At 64.3% G+C, this 14,997-nt stretch carries 17 protein-coding genes; 6 read left to right on the top strand and 11 right to left on the bottom strand.

The window, feature by feature from the left end; genetic code table 11:
* Positions 1-68: 68 nt before the first annotated feature.
* From X739_RS154575 to X739_RS154590, 4 genes are all read left to right on the top strand, one after another.
* Positions 69-1,376 (top strand): sugar ABC transporter substrate-binding protein, encoded by a 1,308-nt coding sequence (locus X739_RS154575; protein ID WP_245273822.1) that lies wholly within the window; start codon positions 69-71, stop codon positions 1,374-1,376.
* A gap of 352 nt (positions 1,377-1,728) precedes the next feature.
* Positions 1,729-2,649: a sugar ABC transporter permease gene (locus tag X739_RS154580; protein WP_023773622.1), complete on the top strand. Its 921-nt coding sequence runs from the start codon at positions 1,729-1,731 to the stop codon at positions 2,647-2,649.
* Entirely contained in the window at positions 2,649-3,506 is an 858-nt protein-coding gene (locus tag X739_RS154585) for a carbohydrate ABC transporter permease (protein ID WP_023794463.1), read from the top strand. The genes X739_RS154580 and X739_RS154585 overlap by 1 nt, the downstream gene beginning before the upstream one ends.
* A 21-nt stretch (positions 3,507-3,527) precedes the next feature.
* The gene (locus tag X739_RS154590) at positions 3,528-5,510 is read left to right on the top strand and encodes a glycoside hydrolase family 127 protein (RefSeq protein WP_023794461.1); all 1,983 of its coding nucleotides are present in this window, start codon (positions 3,528-3,530) and stop codon (positions 5,508-5,510) included.
* Between the two features lie 29 nt (positions 5,511-5,539).
* Here the strand turns inward: X739_RS154590 and X739_RS154595 are convergent, their stop codons facing one another.
* The 8 genes from X739_RS154595 to X739_RS154630 form a co-directional block, all read right to left on the bottom strand.
* Complete coding sequence (locus X739_RS154595; RefSeq protein WP_023794459.1) at positions 5,540-6,634, bottom strand: acyltransferase family protein; 1,095 nt, start codon at positions 6,632-6,634, stop codon at positions 5,540-5,542.
* Between the two features lie 356 nt (positions 6,635-6,990).
* Positions 6,991-7,383 (bottom strand): DUF1801 domain-containing protein, encoded by a 393-nt coding sequence (locus tag X739_RS154600; RefSeq protein WP_023773616.1) that lies wholly within the window; start codon positions 7,381-7,383, stop codon positions 6,991-6,993.
* 33 nt (positions 7,384-7,416) lie between these two features.
* Positions 7,417-7,845 carry a DUF1801 domain-containing protein gene (locus X739_RS154605; protein WP_023773615.1) on the bottom strand — a complete coding sequence of 143 codons (429 nt, stop codon included), beginning with the start codon at positions 7,843-7,845 and terminating at the stop codon, positions 7,417-7,419.
* A gap of 11 nt (positions 7,846-7,856) precedes the next feature.
* Positions 7,857-8,078 carry a hypothetical protein gene (locus X739_RS154610; protein ID WP_023773614.1) on the bottom strand — a complete coding sequence of 74 codons (222 nt, stop codon included), beginning with the start codon at positions 8,076-8,078 and terminating at the stop codon, positions 7,857-7,859.
* A 39-nt stretch (positions 8,079-8,117) separates the two neighbouring features.
* Complete coding sequence (locus X739_RS154615; protein ID WP_023794455.1) at positions 8,118-8,510, bottom strand: VOC family protein; 393 nt, start codon at positions 8,508-8,510, stop codon at positions 8,118-8,120.
* Positions 8,511-8,583: 73 nt separating this feature from the next.
* Positions 8,584-9,015, bottom strand: a complete 432-nt coding sequence (locus X739_RS154620) for an SRPBCC domain-containing protein (protein ID WP_023794453.1) — start codon at positions 9,013-9,015, stop codon at positions 8,584-8,586.
* Positions 9,012-9,335, bottom strand: a complete 324-nt coding sequence (locus X739_RS154625; protein WP_023794451.1) for a metalloregulator ArsR/SmtB family transcription factor — start codon at positions 9,333-9,335, stop codon at positions 9,012-9,014. The genes X739_RS154620 and X739_RS154625 overlap by 4 nt, the downstream gene beginning before the upstream one ends.
* Before the next feature lie 96 nt (positions 9,336-9,431).
* Positions 9,432-10,163 carry a gamma-glutamylcyclotransferase gene (locus tag X739_RS154630; protein ID WP_023794449.1) on the bottom strand — a complete coding sequence of 244 codons (732 nt, stop codon included), beginning with the start codon at positions 10,161-10,163 and terminating at the stop codon, positions 9,432-9,434.
* A 301-nt stretch (positions 10,164-10,464) separates the two neighbouring features.
* Between X739_RS154630 and X739_RS154635 the strand changes: the two genes are divergently transcribed.
* Both X739_RS154635 and X739_RS154640 read left to right on the top strand, forming a co-directional pair.
* Positions 10,465-11,157: a DUF2270 domain-containing protein gene (locus X739_RS154635; RefSeq protein ID WP_023773609.1), complete on the top strand. Its 693-nt coding sequence runs from the start codon at positions 10,465-10,467 to the stop codon at positions 11,155-11,157.
* A gap of 112 nt (positions 11,158-11,269) precedes the next feature.
* Positions 11,270-13,618, top strand: coding sequence for a cation:proton antiporter (locus tag X739_RS154640; protein WP_023794446.1), 2,349 nt, complete (start codon positions 11,270-11,272; stop codon positions 13,616-13,618).
* A gap of 69 nt (positions 13,619-13,687) precedes the next feature.
* On the opposite strand, the gene X739_RS1000000169935 is transcribed toward X739_RS154640, so the two are convergent.
* The 3 genes from X739_RS1000000169935 to X739_RS154645 all read right to left on the bottom strand — a co-directional run bounded on the left by X739_RS1000000169935 (position 13,688) and on the right by X739_RS154645 (position 14,858).
* Positions 13,688-13,831 carry a hypothetical protein gene (locus tag X739_RS1000000169935; protein WP_023773607.1) on the bottom strand — a complete coding sequence of 48 codons (144 nt, stop codon included), beginning with the start codon at positions 13,829-13,831 and terminating at the stop codon, positions 13,688-13,690.
* 35 nt (positions 13,832-13,866) lie between these two features.
* Positions 13,867-14,280, bottom strand: a complete 414-nt coding sequence (locus X739_RS1000000170415) for a hypothetical protein (protein ID WP_023773606.1) — start codon at positions 14,278-14,280, stop codon at positions 13,867-13,869.
* Positions 14,281-14,444: 164 nt separating this feature from the next.
* Positions 14,445-14,858, bottom strand: a complete 414-nt coding sequence (locus X739_RS154645; protein ID WP_023773605.1) for a DOPA 4,5-dioxygenase family protein — start codon at positions 14,856-14,858, stop codon at positions 14,445-14,447.
* Positions 14,859-14,997 lie beyond the last annotated feature (139 nt).

Genomic DNA, 14,997 nt, shown 5'->3' with positions numbered 1-14,997 from the left:
GGCTGAAAAACGAAGCGCCGCAATCGGCGGCAAGCCGCGCATCGCGGCCAAATGAGGAGGAGGAGAACATGAGGACTTTGATTGCCAAACTGACCCTGACCAGACTGACGCTGACCAGACTGACGCTGACCAGACTGGCCCTGACCAAATTGACGTTGACGGCTGCCGTTCTGGGTTGCGGCCTGCAATTTGCCGCCGCCGAAACCGCCAACATCTGGGTACGTGCTGACGGCTCGAACTTCATGCCGAGGATCGTCGACGCCTTCAACAAGGCGAACAAGGACCAGGTCAAGCTCGACATCATCCCCAATGCCGAGATCATCCCGAAATATGGCGCGGCCGCAGCCGGCGGCACGGCGCCCGACGCGCTGTCGCTCGACCTGATCTACACGCCCTCCTTCGCCGCCGCCGGCCAGTTGGAGGACATCACCGACTGGGCAAAGTCGCTCCCCTATTTCGCCAGCCTGTCGCCCGCTCATGTGAAGACCGGCACCTACAAGGACCGCATTTACGGCCTGCCCTTCTCGGCCGACGCCTCGGTGCTGATCTGGAACAAGAAGCTGTTCAAGCAGGCAGGCCTCGACCCTGAAAAAGGCCCGGCCAACTGGGCCGAGATCGAAGCCGACGCCGAGAAGGTCAACGCGCTTGGCGGCAACATCAAGGGCTTCTACTTCTCCGGCAATTGCGGCGGCTGCAACATCTTCACATTCACGCCGCTGATCTGGGCCTCGGGCGGCGATATCCTGTCGGAGGACGGCTCAAAGGCGACGCTGGACAGCCCGCAACTGCGCGGCGCCATCGATCTCTACCGCTCGATGGTCAAGAAGGATTTGGTTCCGGCGGGCGCGCAGACCGACACCGGCGCCAATTTCTTCGCCGCCTTCGCCGCCGGCAATATCGGGATCTCGCCCTCCGGCGCCTTCGCCATCGGCGCGCTCAATACGCAATATCCTGATGTCGATTACGGCGTCACCTTCCTGCCAGGCAAGGATGGCAACTGGTCGTCCTTTGCCGGCGGCGACAATTTCGTTGTCACCAAGGGCACCAAGAAGCTCGCCGTGGTGAAGGAGTTCCTGGACTTCGCCTATTCGCTCGAAGGCCAGACGATTCTCGCCAAATACGGCAGCCTGCCGGTGCGCGGCGACATCGCCAAGGACGCGCTGAAGGAGCTCGACCCGCGCTACCAGATTGCCGCCGAGGCGATGGCCAAGGGCAAGACGCCGTATTCGGTGGTGTTCAACGACCTGATCAACTCCGCCAACGGCCCGTGGACGCAGATGATCAACGAGGTGTTCTTCGGCGACGACGTCGATGGCGCGATAGCAAACGCCCAAGAGACCATGCAGTCGATCATCGATCAGGCGCCGCGGAAGTAGGCTGGCCGCCTGCCGGCCGCCCGCCTGTCTCCCTGGGCGGGCGGCCGGAAATTCGCATCACTAACGTCAGGGCCATCGCTTTGAGACAAGNCCGCCCGCCTGTCTCCCTGGGCGGGCGGCCGGAAATTCGCATCACTAACGTCAGGGCCATCGCTTTGAGACAAGACCTCCTCATCCGGCCGCTACGCGGCCACCTTCTCCCCGCTGTTGAGAAGAGGCTGCCGCTATGGCTAGCTCTCTCCTCTCCCCTAGGGGAGAGGTCGGATTGCCCCGAATTGCCCTTTGCAATTCGGTTGGCAATTCCAGTGAGGGGGTACTTGGCCAATGCCCTAACAGCATCGGGCGGCCAGCCATGACCACCATTACCGCAACCACTGCCCGCGTCCGCAAACGCGTCGGCGCCGGGCGCCGGCAATGGATTGGCCTGCTCTATGTCGCGCCGGCCGTGGCGCTGGTCATGCTGTTCTTCGTCATCCCGCTCGGCATGACGGCCTGGATGTCGCTGCACAACTGGCCGCTGATGGGCGAGCACTCCTTCATCGGGCTCGGCAATTACTGGGCAATCCTGCGCGACACCAGGTTCTGGAACGCGCTGAGATTCACCGGGTACTACACGCTGATCGTAACCATCGCGATCTTCGCCGTCGCCTTTCCGCTGGCGATCTTCATCGAGCGGCCGCGCCCGTTCACCAACCTCTACCGCACCATGTTCTTCATGCCGGCGGTGGTCGGCTTTGCCTCGGCGAGCCTTTTGTGGTCGTGGCTGCTCAACGTCGATTCCGGCCTGTTCAGCCCCGCCGCCTACGATCTCGGCCTGATCGACAAGAAGTACAACCTGCTCGCCACCTTCCAACCGGCCTTCTGGTCGATCATCGCCATGGTGGTGTGGAAGGTCGCCGGCTTCACCATGATCATCCTGATGACCGGCCTGCAGTCGATTCCGCAGGACCTGCAAGAGGCCGCCGTCATCGATGGCGCCGGGCCGTTCGCGCGGTTCCGGGCGATCACCTTGCCGCTGATGCGCCGCACCCTGGCGCTGGCGCTGATCCTGTCGGTCGCGGGCTCCATCCTTGCCTTCGACCAATTCTACATCATCCTGCGCGGCGGCCCGCGCAACCAGACGCTGACGGCGGTGTACTGGATCTTCAACCAGTCCTTCGTGTCGTTCAAGCTCGGCTATGGCGCGGCACTCTCGATGGTGCTGCTGGTCATCCTGGTGGCGCTCAGCCTCGTCCAGCTCTGGCTGCTGCGCAAACCCGAGGGGCTCGACTGATGGCGCAGGCGATATCGGGCACAGGCAAGCTTGTCACGCGCTTGGGCAGGCATTCCACCGGCATCGTCGCCTCGGTGCTGTTCGTGGCGCCGATCGTGTGGACGGTGCTGTCGGCCTTCAAGCCGGCGCAGGAGGCGCGCCTGCCGCCGCTGCCGCCCTGGCCGACGACGGGCTTCTCGCTGGAGAACTATCAAACGCTGAACAGTTTCGGCGACGGCCTGTGGGCCTCGGCGCAGAACAGCATCTACGTCTCGGTGATGACGGTCATACTGTCGGTCATCGTCAGCGTACTCGCCGGCTACGGTTTTTCGCGGTTTCGGTTCCCGTTCAAGGACTTGTTCTTCGTCCTCATCCTGTCGACGATCATGATCCCGTTCCAGTCGATCCTGACGCCGATTTTCCTGGTGCTGACCAAGCTTGGCCTGCACAACACGCTGACCGGCCTGGTCGGCGTCTATGTGACGCTGCAGCTGCCGTTCTCGATCTTCATGATGCGCAATGCCTTCGACGCGGTGCCGCGTGAGATCGAGGAGGCCGCGCGCATGGACGGCGCCGGCAACGCCACAATGCTCGTCAAGGTGATGCTGCCGCTGGTCTGGCCTGGTGTCGTCACCATCGCGCTGTTTGCCTTCCTCGGCGCCTGGAACGAATTCCTCGCCGCCCTGGTGCTGATGACCGACCAGTCCAAGTTCACGCTGCCGGTGATGATGACCGCACTTCAGTCCGGCCGCTTTGGCGCCATCGACTGGGGCGCGGTGCAGGCGGGCGTCACCGTGATGATGGTGCCGTGTCTGATCCTGTTCCTGGCTTTGCAGCGCTTCTACATCCGCGGCCTGATGGCCGGGGCCGTCAAGTAATCGACCGAATGGAGAAAGTTCATGACTGCATCGCCATCCGCCAGGCCTGCCAAAGCGTTCCAGCCCAAACTCGCCTTCCGCCCGCTGCCGGTGCCGCAGGTCGACGTGCGCGGCTTCTGGGGCGACCGCGCCGAGGCGGTTGCCACACGCACCGCCGACATCCTTTACGAACGCTGCGTGGCGGCGCGCATGCTGGAGCAGATCGATCCGGACCGCCCCTCGCCGGGCGTCGTCATTCCGTTCCACTCGCCCTCGCCCGACGAGGCGGCCTCCGCCGGCTTCACCGGCTCGACGGTGACCACGCAGATGTTTTGGGATTCCGACCTCGGCAAGACAATCGAGACCGCGGCCTATTCGCTCTACCGGCGCAAGAATCCCGAACTGGAGAAGAAGATCGACGCCGTCATCGACATGTATGGCAGGCTGCAGCAGGAGGACGGCTATCTCTCCAGCTGGTACCAGCGCATCCAGCCGGGCAAGCGCTGGACCAATCTGCGCGACTGCCACGAGCTTTATTGCGCCGGCCACCTCATTGAGGGCGCGGTCGCCTACTACCAGGCGACGGGTAAGCGCAAGCTGCTCGACATCATGTGCCGCTACGCCGATCACATCGCTTCGGTGCTGGGGCCCGAGCCCGGCAAGAAAAAAGGCTATTGCGGCCATGAGGAGATCGAGCTGGCGTTGGTCAAGCTGGCGCGAGTGACGGGCGAACAAAAGTACATGGAACTGGCCAAATACTTCATCGACCAGCGCGGCCAGCAGCCGCACTATTTCGACGAGGAGGCACGCGCCCGTGGCGCCGACCCGAGGGCCTATCATTTCAAGACCTACGAATACAGCCAGTCGCACGTCCCGGTGCGCGAGCAGGACAAGGTCGTCGGCCACGCGGTGCGGGCCATGTATCTTTATTCAGGGATGGCCGACATCGCGACCGAATATGGCGACGACACGCTGCGGGTGGCGCTCGACCGGCTGTGGGACGACCTCACCACCAAAAACCTCTACATCACCGGCGGGCTCGGGCCCTCGGCGCACAATGAGGGCTTCACCAGCGACTACGACCTGCCCAACGAAACCGCCTATGCCGAGACCTGTGCATCTGTCGGGCTGGTGTTCTGGGCGAGCCGCATGCTCGGCATGGGTCCGAACGCCCGCTACGCCGACATGATGGAGCGCGCGCTCTACAACGGCTCGATCTCGGGCCTGTCGCTCGACGGTTCGCTGTTCTTCTACGAGAACCCGCTGGAAAGCCGGGGCAAGCACAACCGCTGGAAATGGCACCGCTGCCCTTGCTGCCCGCCCAATATCGGCCGCATGGTCGCCTCCATCGGCAGTTATTTCTACAGCCTGGCGGACGACGCGCTGGCGGTTCATCTCTATGGCGATTCCACCGCCCGCTTCGACATTGCAGGCACACCGGTGACGCTGGTGCAGGCGAGCCGCTATCCCTGGGATGGTGCCGTCGAGATCACGGTCGAGCCGCAGGCGCCGGTAGAGTTCACGCTGCACCTGCGTGTGCCGGCTTGGAGCTCCAAGGCCAAGCTCGAGATCAATGGCGAGACGGTCGACCTCGAGGATTTGACCAGTGACGGCTACGCCGCGATCCGGCGCCAATGGAACAAGGGCGACCGTGTCAGGCTCGATCTCGAAATGCCGATCGAACGGCTCTATGCCAATCCCGCGGTCCGGCAGGATGCCGGCCGCGTCGCGCTGTCGCGCGGACCGCTGATCTACTGCGTCGAGGCGACCGACAATGACAATCGCCTGCATCGCCTGACCCTGCCGCGCACGGCCGGCATCGAGACGCATGACGAACCGGACTTGCTGGGCGGCGTGGTGACGCTTTCAGCCACGGCGCAAGCCGATGCCGGGGATGGCTGGCAGGACGGCCTTTATCGCTCCGAGCCACCGGCCAAGGTCGAGACCCGCCTGACCGCCATCCCCTATTTCGCCTGGGACAACCGCGAGCCCGGCGAGATGCTGGTCTGGCTGCGCGACGGTTGATGCCGGCGGCAACGCCGTGGGGCGGCCGGTTATGTCCCGCTTGACTGGGCGGCGGCGGACAGCGGCTTTTTCGGCGCCGCTATCGCGGCGCTGCCGTCGATATGCGCCCAGGCCGGCCGCTCGAACAAGAACATGCCGAAGCCGATGCGCTGGACAATGAAGTAAAGCACGACGGGGCTGACGATCGAAACCAGCAGCACCGCCAGGCTGAGCATGCCCGTGTCGGTCAGCAGGCCGCTTGCCAGCGCCGCGCCGCGAAAAAGCGACATCGGGATGGTGAAGGCGACATAGACGACCAGCGAATGTTCACCCAGCCAGCGCAGCCATTCCATGGCGGGAAATTTCGACAGGACACCGCCAAGCACGCAAAGCGCCACGGCACCGGCGACGGCCAGGACGAGATGCAGCGGCGGCCATGCCGCCAGCCCCATCTGCATGCCGACCGGCTGCATGGCATAGCCCGGCGAATAGACCAGCAGGCCATTGACGACAGCCCACAGGACGAGCCCGGCGACAGCCACCGCCGGGCGGGGTTGCGTCCATTCGACGAGCCGAAATGCCAGCGGCGCCATGACGAAGCCGACGTAGAAATAGACGAAATAGGCCGCGAATTGTTCGACCGCGTAGCTGTCGGGATGCGGCGCCCACATCTGCAGGCCGGCCGCGATCGGGATGACGATCCAGGCGGGCACGGCAAACTGCCGCAGCAGTTTCGCCACGAGGCCGAACACCGCCAGCATGTAGATGAACCACAGGACGCCATAGGGCTGGACGACGGCCATTGCGAGGTCGTGCAGCATGCCGGCGGGATCCCGGCTGAAGATGCCGATCTTCAGCCCGATCGAGATGATCGCCCACAGCACGTAGAAATAGAGGTAGTGAACGACGCGCCGGTCGATATAGCGCCGCCACGGCCGGTCGATCACCTGCGACAGGAACAGCCCCGAGATCAGGAAGAATTCCGGCATCCGAAACGGCGTCGCGAAGCCGATGACATAGTGGAGAAAGCCGACGCCACCCGTATACTCGCCGGTGTTGTAGGCCGAGTACATCATGACCACGAGGATGATCGAGAGGCCTTTGGCCGTGTCCACCCACGGCATGCGCATCGGGCTGCTGTTCATGGCGGCGAATCCAAACCGGCCGGCCCGGCTGGCCAGCCATCATCCCGCGATCTAGCACCATCAAGCTTCCCAGATCGTAAACGCGGCTGTTTTTGCGGTGAGGCTGGCAGCGTCCGCGGGCCGCCGTGTTGAAGTCGTTGCAATCATCTGCCTTCAGCGCCGCCCCTCACCTGCCTGCCGGCATCCTCTCCCCGTAAACGGGGCGAGGGACGCCGTTGTCGCCAATTTCGCCAATCGCCGGCGTTGCGGAAACAGCATCGGCCTCGCGGTAGCCCTCTCGCCCCGTTCACGGGGAGAGATGTCCCGCAGGACAGTGAGGGGCAGCGCCGACCGTGACCTCTATGCGCAATGAACGATTACTTTCGGGACTTGGATTTGTTTAAAGCCACCGCCGCGCGTACCAGCGCCTTGAAGGCCTCCTCGTCGACCTCCTCGCCTTTCTGGAAATCGATGGCGCGCCGTGTGTTGCCTTCGAGGCTGGAATTGAACAGGCGCGAGGGATCGGGCAGCGCTGCGCCCTTGGCGAAGGTCAGCTTGACGACGGCCTTGTAGGTCTCGCCGGTGCAGATCATGCCGGCATCCTCCCATACCGGCACGCCGCGCCATTTCCACGTCTCGACCACGTCGGGATCGGCTTGATGAATCAGCGCGCGCAGCCGGGCAAGCATCTCGCCTCGCCAGTCGCCCAATTCCTTGATCCTGCCGTCGATCAGCTCGGAGGGAGATTTGCTGTCCTCGGTGGTCGTCATTGTGGTTCTCCTTCGAACTGAAAAATAGAGCGCTTACATGCGTTCGCCAGGCAAGTGGCTGGCCTGCTTCACCCAGGCGCTGAACTGCGCCTCGTCGAACGCGTCGTCCTCATGAATGTTGAGGTAGCGCGTATCCTGGCTCCTGGATTGGCCTGGCGGCACCGGATCGAGCGACATGCCGCGAAAGAAGGCCACCTTGATGTATCTGGTGAAGCAATGGAAGCTGAGGAACCAGCCTTTCCCCTCGACGCCGTAGAAAGGCGAGTTCCATTTCACCGTTTTGTTCACGCCGGGTACGGCGCGCTCGATGAGCGCGTCGAGCCGCCCGCCCATCTCGCGCTTCCTGCCTGGCATCGCCGCGATATAGGCCTGCACCGGGGCGTCGCCATACCCCTTGGCGATCCGCGGATTGCCGCCGGAAAGCAGCTTCGGCTCAGCCTTGGCCGGGGTCGACTTGGCCATGCGCTTTCCTCCTATCCATTGGCCCGCTGCACGCTGCGTCCCCTGGAAACATAGGGCAGCACGAACATATAGAGGCCGCTGAACAGCATAAGGAAGAGCGGCGGCAGTGGCGAATAAACCACCCAGGCCGGCGGCTGTCCAAACGCCATGGTGACGAAATTGGCGACGACGGTCGCTGTAAAGATGATCGACAGCCAGCGATGCGCTTGCCTGATCCATTTGCTCCAGTTCAATGTTACCTCCCTTGAAAAATGCATGAAACCAGCTGGGCGCTACCAGCGCGCCAGCTGCGTGATCTGGATGAGATTGCCGCAGCCATCGTTGAGCTTGGCGATGGTCGAGCCGGTCACGTCGGTAGGCGCCATGGCAAAGGCACCGCCATTCGCCTTGATGCGCTCATGGTCGCCCTTGATGTCGTCGGTGAAGAGCATCAGCGCCGGCTGGCCCTGCTTGAAGATCGCCTGCTGGTAGGCCTTGGCCGCCGGGTTGTCATTCAGTGCCAGCTGCAATTCGGTCCCTTCGGGCTCTTCGGCCGAGACGACCGTCAGCCAACGGAACGGCCCATTGCTGAAATCGGCTTTTTTGGTGAAGCCCAGCACGCCGGTGTAGAAGGCAAGCGCCTTTTCCTGATCGTCGACATAGATGCTGGTCAGTTTGATCTTCATCGCTTTTTCTCCATGGTTTTGCCGGCGGAGAACCCGCCCTTTGCTATTTCTGCATGGCTTTCAGTTCGAGGCCTCAGTCCGTCCGCGCCAGAAGCTCTTCCAGCTTTTCCAGGAATTGCGGCCAACCCACCTTGGCGCCGCCATAGGCGCGCTTCTGGTCGGGCCGGAAACCGGCCTGCTCCATGCGCAGATGGGTTCCCGTTGGCGTTGGGGTGAGCGTGAAAGTCACCACGCTCCTGAGATCGAACGCTGGATCCTGATGCGCGAGGTTCCAGCTGTAGGACAACCTCTTGTGCGGCTCGACGGCAAGCACCTCGCAGTCCAGCACGCCGCCCCAGTCGGCGCTGATGTTGAAGCGATGGCCGACGGCGGGTTTGAAATCGTTCTTCATCAGCCACTCCTCGATCAGATGCGGTTGCGTCAACGCGCGCCAGAGTTTTTCGGGAGGATGGGAGATTTCCCGCTCGACGACGACAGTGCGGGTCTCCTGGGCACTCTCGTTCACTGGTCCATCCTTCTGAGCAAATCCTCGAGGTCGTCGAACCGGCTTTCCCAGAACCCGGCCATGTGGCGTGTCCAGTCCATCAGCGGCGCCAGCGCGGCAAGCTGGGCGCTGTAATGCGTCTGGCGGCCTTCATGGCGGTCGCGCACCAGCCCGGCCTGCTTCAGCACGCCGAGATGCTTCGACACCGCCGGTTGCGAGACACCGGACTGACTGGTCAGCGCCCCCACCGTCTGCTCTCCCTGGCGGCACAGCCGCTCGAAGATCGCCCGCCGTGTCGGGTCCGCGAGCGTCCTGAAGAGCATGTCATGAGCGTCTGGCATCGCTAATCGATAACCCGTTGGCTATTGGTTAACGTATAACCACAGGGATATGTGTTCGTCAAGTGGAAGATTTGGAGCGTCCTGATACGGTGGTGGCTAGATGGGGACGTGGCTACGCCCGATCTCCCGCGCCACCAGTTCCTGCAATTGCCACAGATTGCGATCGCGGATGCCGCAGGCGTCGAGATGGCGGATGGTCTCGAACAGATACTGCGCGCCCGAGCCCCAATGGCCGACGGCGTTCGCCAGCGTCGCGGCGACCGCTGGCTTGTCCAGTTTGCCGGCATAGCGCGGGTTGGCGGGATCGACGACGAAGCCGAGCGCCAGGCACGGCCCGCTTTCGGTGCTGACCCGCAGCCAACGCGGCACGTTGACGGCGGGCAGGATGGTCATTTCGCGGCGCAGCAGCGCTTCCAGATTGGCGGCTACCGGATCGGCGATCTCGAAAACCATCCCCTGGCACTGACCGCCACGGTCGAGCGCCATCATCAGGCCGGGCTGATCGAGCGTGCCGCGAAAGCGCTGCACCGTGAAGCAGAACGACCGGTGCCAGCCCCGCGCCACCGCCCGCTCACCGCCCCTCACCTCGCCCGCCGGCTTCCACAATAGCGAGCCATAGGCGAACAGCTTCAGCGCCCCGGGCGGCGCCGAGGCCAGGATCTCGTCGCGAAAACGCGCATAGTCGTCATCGGTCATCGGGATCATGCCCGGCACCGGCCCGGCATCCTCCACTGCGCGCAAGGTGCGTGCCACCAGCGCCTCGGTTAGCGCCATCGGCGCCTTTTGTGGCGCTGATTTGCGCGGTGCGGCGGAAATCGGCTTGCTCATTGTCGTGCCTTGGCCATGGCAGCCATGTTGCCGAAGGCGCGGGGATTCTCAAGAGCCAGAGCCGTTCGAGACTTGGAATCCGCATCTGAGCCATCCCGCGCGGCAGCTTGATCGGATTCAACAAGACTCTGGCGACGTTCAGCGTCCCTCACGCCTATGACACCAGCGCCATCGGCACCTTCAGCCCGTCGATCAACGCGTCACGGAACACCGCGATGGGGTCTACGCTGGCGCGAAGCGGCCGTAAGCAAGCGCTTCGGAACGACATTGCCTCATAAGCGTTGTCGGCCGGGAGGAAGTCATGAACGATGCGCCGGCAACGCCCGTCGGCAGGCCGCTTTCGCCAGGCGAGCTGGTCACAGTGATGTCCCATTTCCATCGCGCCGAGATCGCCCGCATGGCGGGCTGGCGCGACCGCCTCGACCGCACCAGCAATTGGGCGATCACCGTTGTCGCGGCGATGCTGTCGGTGTCGCTGTCGACGGCCAGCGCCCATCACGGCGTGCTGCTGTTCGCCATGCTGCTGGTGCTGCTCTTGTTGTGGATCGAGGCGCGTCGCTACCGCTTCTTCGATGTCTACCGCGCCCGCGTGCGCCAGTTCGAGCGCCATTATTTCGCGCAGATCTTCTCGCCGCAGCCCGACTTTGCCTCCGACTGGCTGCTGATCCTCGGTGAGAGCCTGCGCACGCCAAAATTCCTGGTCTCGCAGCGCGTGGCCCTGGCGCGCCGTTTGCGCCGCAACTACCTGCACATGATGCTGATCCTGCTGCTCGCCTGGATCCTCAAACTGTCGACCCCGAGCCTGATCGACCAAGGCGTGCCGGTCGGCTTTGTCGGCACGATGCGCGAGGCTGTCGGCGCCGCGGCGCTCGGCCCCATTGCGGGCGTTGTCATCGTCACCGCGGTTGCCCTCCTCTATGCCGGACTGCTGGCAGCCGCCTTCCTGACAGCGGGCGACGACGGCGAACTCTCCTTCGGCGACGTTCACGTCTGAGCTCGATATTCTGAACTCGATGCCGAGCCAACACCTCGTGACGGATGGCTGCAACGCAAACCCCAGCCGCGCGTTGTGATGGTCAGTCCGCGGCGGCGTCTTGAAGGGACCCATGATCCACCCACTGGCAACAAGGTCGCACGGCCCCGCGGCCGCCCTTTCGCTGGCCACCGCCCTCTCGCTGGCAATTGTCGCCCTCGCCCCGGCGAGCCAGGCGCTGGCCGCGCAGCCTGCCGGCCACGCCTCGGGCATGGGCGGCTCGGCGGAAGGGCTGTTCGTCGCCGAGATCGTGCTCCTGCTTCTGGTCGGCCGTGGCCTTGGCGAGATCTTCCAGCGCTTCGGGCAGCCGGCGATCATGGGCCAGCTGATCGGCGGCATCCTGCTCGGGCCGTCGCTGTTCGGCTGGCTCTGGCCAAGCGCCCAGCATCTGATCTTTTCCACCGATCCGGCGCAGAAAGGCATGATCGATGCCGTCTCGCAGCTTGGCATTCTGCTGCTCCTGCTGCTCACCGGCATGGAGACGGATTTGCGCCTCGTGCGGCGGGTGGGCGCGGCCTGTTTTTCGATCTCGATCACCGGCGTAGTCCTGCCTTTTGCCTGCGGTTTCGCGCTGGCGCGGGTCTTGCCGGATTCGCTTCTGCCCGAGCCGAGCGAGCGCATCGTCGCCGGGCTGTTCCTCGGCACGGCGCTGTCGATCTCCTCGGTGAAAATCGTCGCCATGGTGGTGCGCGAAATGAATTTCATGCGCCGCAATCTCGGCCAGGTCATCGTCTCCTCGGCAATCATCGAGGACACGATCGGCTGGCTGATCATCGCCGTCACTTTCGGCATCGCCACCAATGGCAGCCTGCAGGTGCTGCCGCTCATCACCACGGTGGCCGAAGTGGCGCTGTTCATGGTGTTCTCCTTCACCATCGGCCGCCGTCTGGTCTTCACCCTGATCCGCTGGAGCAACGACTCTTTCCGGAGCGAATACGCCGTCATATCGGTCATTCTCATCATCATGGGCGTGATGGCCCTGATCACCAATCTGATCGGCGTGCACACCGTGCTCGGCGCCTTCGTCGCGGGCATATTGGTCGGGGAATCGCCGATCCTGTCAGATCACATCGAGGGCCAGTTGCGCGGCGTCATCACGGCGCTGTTCATGCCGGTGTTCTTCGGCATGGCCGGCCTGTCCGCGGACCTTACCGTGCTTACCGACCCGACGCTGGCGCTGCTGACGTTGGCGTTGGTGCTGATCGCCAGCATCGGCAAGTTCTCGGGCGCCTTTCTCGGCGGCCGACTGGCCGGCATGTCTCTGAAGGAGTCTACCGCCGTCGGCAGCGCCATGAACGCGCGCGGCTCGACCGAGGTTATCGTCGCTTCGATCGGCCTGTCGATGAACATCCTCTCCCACAATCTATTCACCATGATCGTCACCATGGCCGTCATCACCACGCTGGCCATGCCGCCGATGCTGCGCTGGGCGCTCGGCCGACTGCCGGTCGGCGACACCGAAAAGCAGCGCGTCGACCGCGAACTGCTCGACGAGCGTGGCTTCGTCTCCAAGCTGGAGCGGTTGCTGCTGCTCGTCGACGACAGCCCGGTCGGAAAATTCACCGCCTATCTCGCCGGCCTCGTCGGCGGCGGCAGCGGCATGCCGACCACGCTGCTCCACCTCAAGGATGGCAAACTGCCCGGCCCTGCCCGCGACAAAGGTCCCGAGCGGGCCTCCAAGCAGGTCAAGAGGGGCGCGGCCAGAAGCGCCAGGGCTGTCAGGAAGGCCGAGGATACACCCGTCGACAAGGTCCACCTCACGGCTCGCACCGAGCTTGAAGCCACCACCGAGACGATCGCGGCGGAAGCCCGCAAGGGCTACGGCCTGCTGCTGGTCGGGCTGGACAACGCGCTGGCCGAAGGCACCTTCAGCGGCACGCTGAACGCCATCACCAGCGGCTTCGACGGCCCGCTCTGCCTGGTGCTGAATGGCGCCAACGCTGATGGCAAGATGCCGATGCTGCGCGCCGGCGCGACCATTCTGGTTCCCGTCAACGGCACCGAGGTAGCCCGGCGCGCGGCCGATTTCGCGCTCGCCTTGGCGCGGCCGCACCGGGCGCGCGTAAAAGTCCTTTATGTCTCGCAGGCCCGCAAGGGCAGCCGGCCAAGCTCGGTTTCGCACCGCCGCGAGGAGGCCGTGCTCAAGGATGTCGCCGATCTCGCCGACCGCTATGGCGTCGCCGTCGAAACCGCGATCAGGACGCGCGCCACGCCCGACAAGGCGATCGCCAGGGAGGCCGCCAAGGGCGCCGCCATGGTGGTGATGGGCGTCACGCAACGGCCGGGCGACGAGCTGTTCTTCGGCGACACGGCGAGCGCGGTGCTGGCCGCCGTCGCCTGCCCGGTCGTGCTTCTGGCCAGCGACCGCGTCCGGCGAACCGAAGCCGCCGCCGAGGAGGCGGCAGCCGAGACTGGGGCTTGATGCCTGTCGGCCTTACGGGAATACGCAACTCCCCAGGGGAAGCGCTGCGCACTTTTCCTGGAATTGCGCCTACAGGCCGAGGAATTGCCGTCCGATCATGTAGCCCAGCGCCGCCGCGACGAGCGGAAACAGCGCCGGCGCGACCTTGCCGAAGAAGGAGACGCTTGTGTCCTTGGGCGGCACATAGCGTCCATTGCCAAGATTCTTGGTCATTGCGTACCCCACGCCATCAGCTAATTAGCAGATGCTTATTGACGCATGGCCGCATTAACGGGTTGCAAAGAAATTCGATCGAAAGCCGGCCATTTGAGTGGATGACTGGCGAATGCGGCTTGGCTTGGCCTGGATCTCGGAAGCGAGTTTGCCCGCGGCATCGCGCAGCCGCCGGGGCATCGGTCGTCGAGCAGCCGATCCGGCCGCTGCTTCAGCTCCCGCCAATAGGCCTGGTCGGCGTCAGGCAGGGCATAGCCCGGCGCGACGCTGGCGAAATAGGCCAGCAGGTCGCGAACATAGTCGCGCGTGAAGCGAGGCGCCCAGCGCTCGACCAGCCATCCCTTGCGGCTGACGACCTCCGGGCCCGCCTGCCGCAGGCGCGCCGGAAGCGTGGAACCGCAATCGGTGCCGAGCACGCCCCGTCGCGAACCCTGCAGCCTGGCGGCCATGAAGCCGCCAGCAGGGCCCGGTCCATGGGCAGGATTTGCAGGATGGTCGAATCGAAATCCTTGACCGCGAAGATGCCGCCCGGCTTCAGCACGCGCCTGGCCGCAACAGGGATAGAAGAGCACCCAGCGGCACCACGCAATGCCCCGCGGGAACCGACGCCGCTCTACGCCGGCAAGGACGGCTCGGTGTTGGGTTCCAGCGCCTCTTCCGCCTCATGGTCGTCTGGAAGCACGTCGCCATGCACCGCCAGTGGCCGGCCGATCCAGATGGGATCGACCAGATGGTCGCGCTTGGGATTGCTCGTGTTCGGGTGGATGAGGATGCTCAGGCCGCCATGGTTCAGCATCAGCCATGGAACCAGCGCGCCGAATATCCCGGTCGCGAAGGAGACCTGGTACATGGCCTTGTCGTGCGGCCCGATCTGTCTGTCGTGCCAATTGCCCAGGCGCACGCGGAATCGTTCCGCGATGCGCAGCCGCAGCCATTCGGCCCGCTGCCGCTCGGCCTGCCCGTCGAAATAGACATGCGCGTGATAGCTGGCGATCTCGGCAAGTGGCCGTGGACTGTCTTGGCTCATCTCGATGCCCTCCTCGCGGCATGTCCCACCATTCAGCCCAAGAACGCGGTTTAGGCAAGGTCACCGACTGCCCGCTCGAGCCGCCGGGAAGATCGGCACCGGCCGGACGCGGTTCTCGCCGACCAGGCATGCGGTGACG

It is taken from the genome of Mesorhizobium sp. LNHC209A00, assembly GCF_000502915.1.
In the GTDB taxonomy this organism is placed as follows: Bacteria; Pseudomonadota; Alphaproteobacteria; order Rhizobiales; family Rhizobiaceae; genus Mesorhizobium.
Note: the sequence above shows the minus strand (reverse complement) of the source record. Positions and strands in the feature narration are given on the sequence as shown.

Bases quoted from the DNA above. Each gene is read 5' to 3' on its own strand.
- X739_RS154575 (WP_245273822.1), top strand. From the start codon at position 69: ATGAGGACTTTGATTGCCAAACTGACCCTGACCAGACTGACGCTGACC.
- X739_RS154580 (WP_023773622.1), top strand. From the start codon at position 1,729: ATGACCACCATTACCGCAACCACTGCCCGCGTCCGCAAACGCGTCGGC.
- X739_RS154635 (WP_023773609.1), top strand. From the start codon at position 10,465: ATGAACGATGCGCCGGCAACGCCCGTCGGCAGGCCGCTTTCGCCAGGC.
- X739_RS1000000169935 (WP_023773607.1), bottom strand. From the start codon at position 13,831: ATGACCAAGAATCTTGGCAATGGACGCTATGTGCCGCCCAAGGACACA.
- X739_RS154590 (WP_023794461.1), top strand. From the start codon at position 3,528: ATGACTGCATCGCCATCCGCCAGGCCTGCCAAAGCGTTCCAGCCCAAA.
- X739_RS154585 (WP_023794463.1), top strand. From the start codon at position 2,649: ATGGCGCAGGCGATATCGGGCACAGGCAAGCTTGTCACGCGCTTGGGC.
- X739_RS1000000170415 (WP_023773606.1), bottom strand. From the start codon at position 14,280: ATGGCCGCCAGGCTGCAGGGTTCGCGACGGGGCGTGCTCGGCACCGAT.
- X739_RS154595 (WP_023794459.1), bottom strand. From the start codon at position 6,634: ATGAACAGCAGCCCGATGCGCATGCCGTGGGTGGACACGGCCAAAGGC.
- X739_RS154645 (WP_023773605.1), bottom strand. From the start codon at position 14,858: ATGAGCCAAGACAGTCCACGGCCACTTGCCGAGATCGCCAGCTATCAC.
- X739_RS154640 (WP_023794446.1), top strand. From the start codon at position 11,270: ATGATCCACCCACTGGCAACAAGGTCGCACGGCCCCGCGGCCGCCCTT.
- X739_RS154615 (WP_023794455.1), bottom strand. From the start codon at position 8,510: ATGAAGATCAAACTGACCAGCATCTATGTCGACGATCAGGAAAAGGCG.
- X739_RS154625 (WP_023794451.1), bottom strand. From the start codon at position 9,335: ATGCCAGACGCTCATGACATGCTCTTCAGGACGCTCGCGGACCCGACA.
- X739_RS154605 (WP_023773615.1), bottom strand. From the start codon at position 7,845: ATGGCCAAGTCGACCCCGGCCAAGGCTGAGCCGAAGCTGCTTTCCGGC.
- X739_RS154600 (WP_023773616.1), bottom strand. From the start codon at position 7,383: ATGACGACCACCGAGGACAGCAAATCTCCCTCCGAGCTGATCGACGGC.
- X739_RS154630 (WP_023794449.1), bottom strand. From the start codon at position 10,163: ATGAGCAAGCCGATTTCCGCCGCACCGCGCAAATCAGCGCCACAAAAG.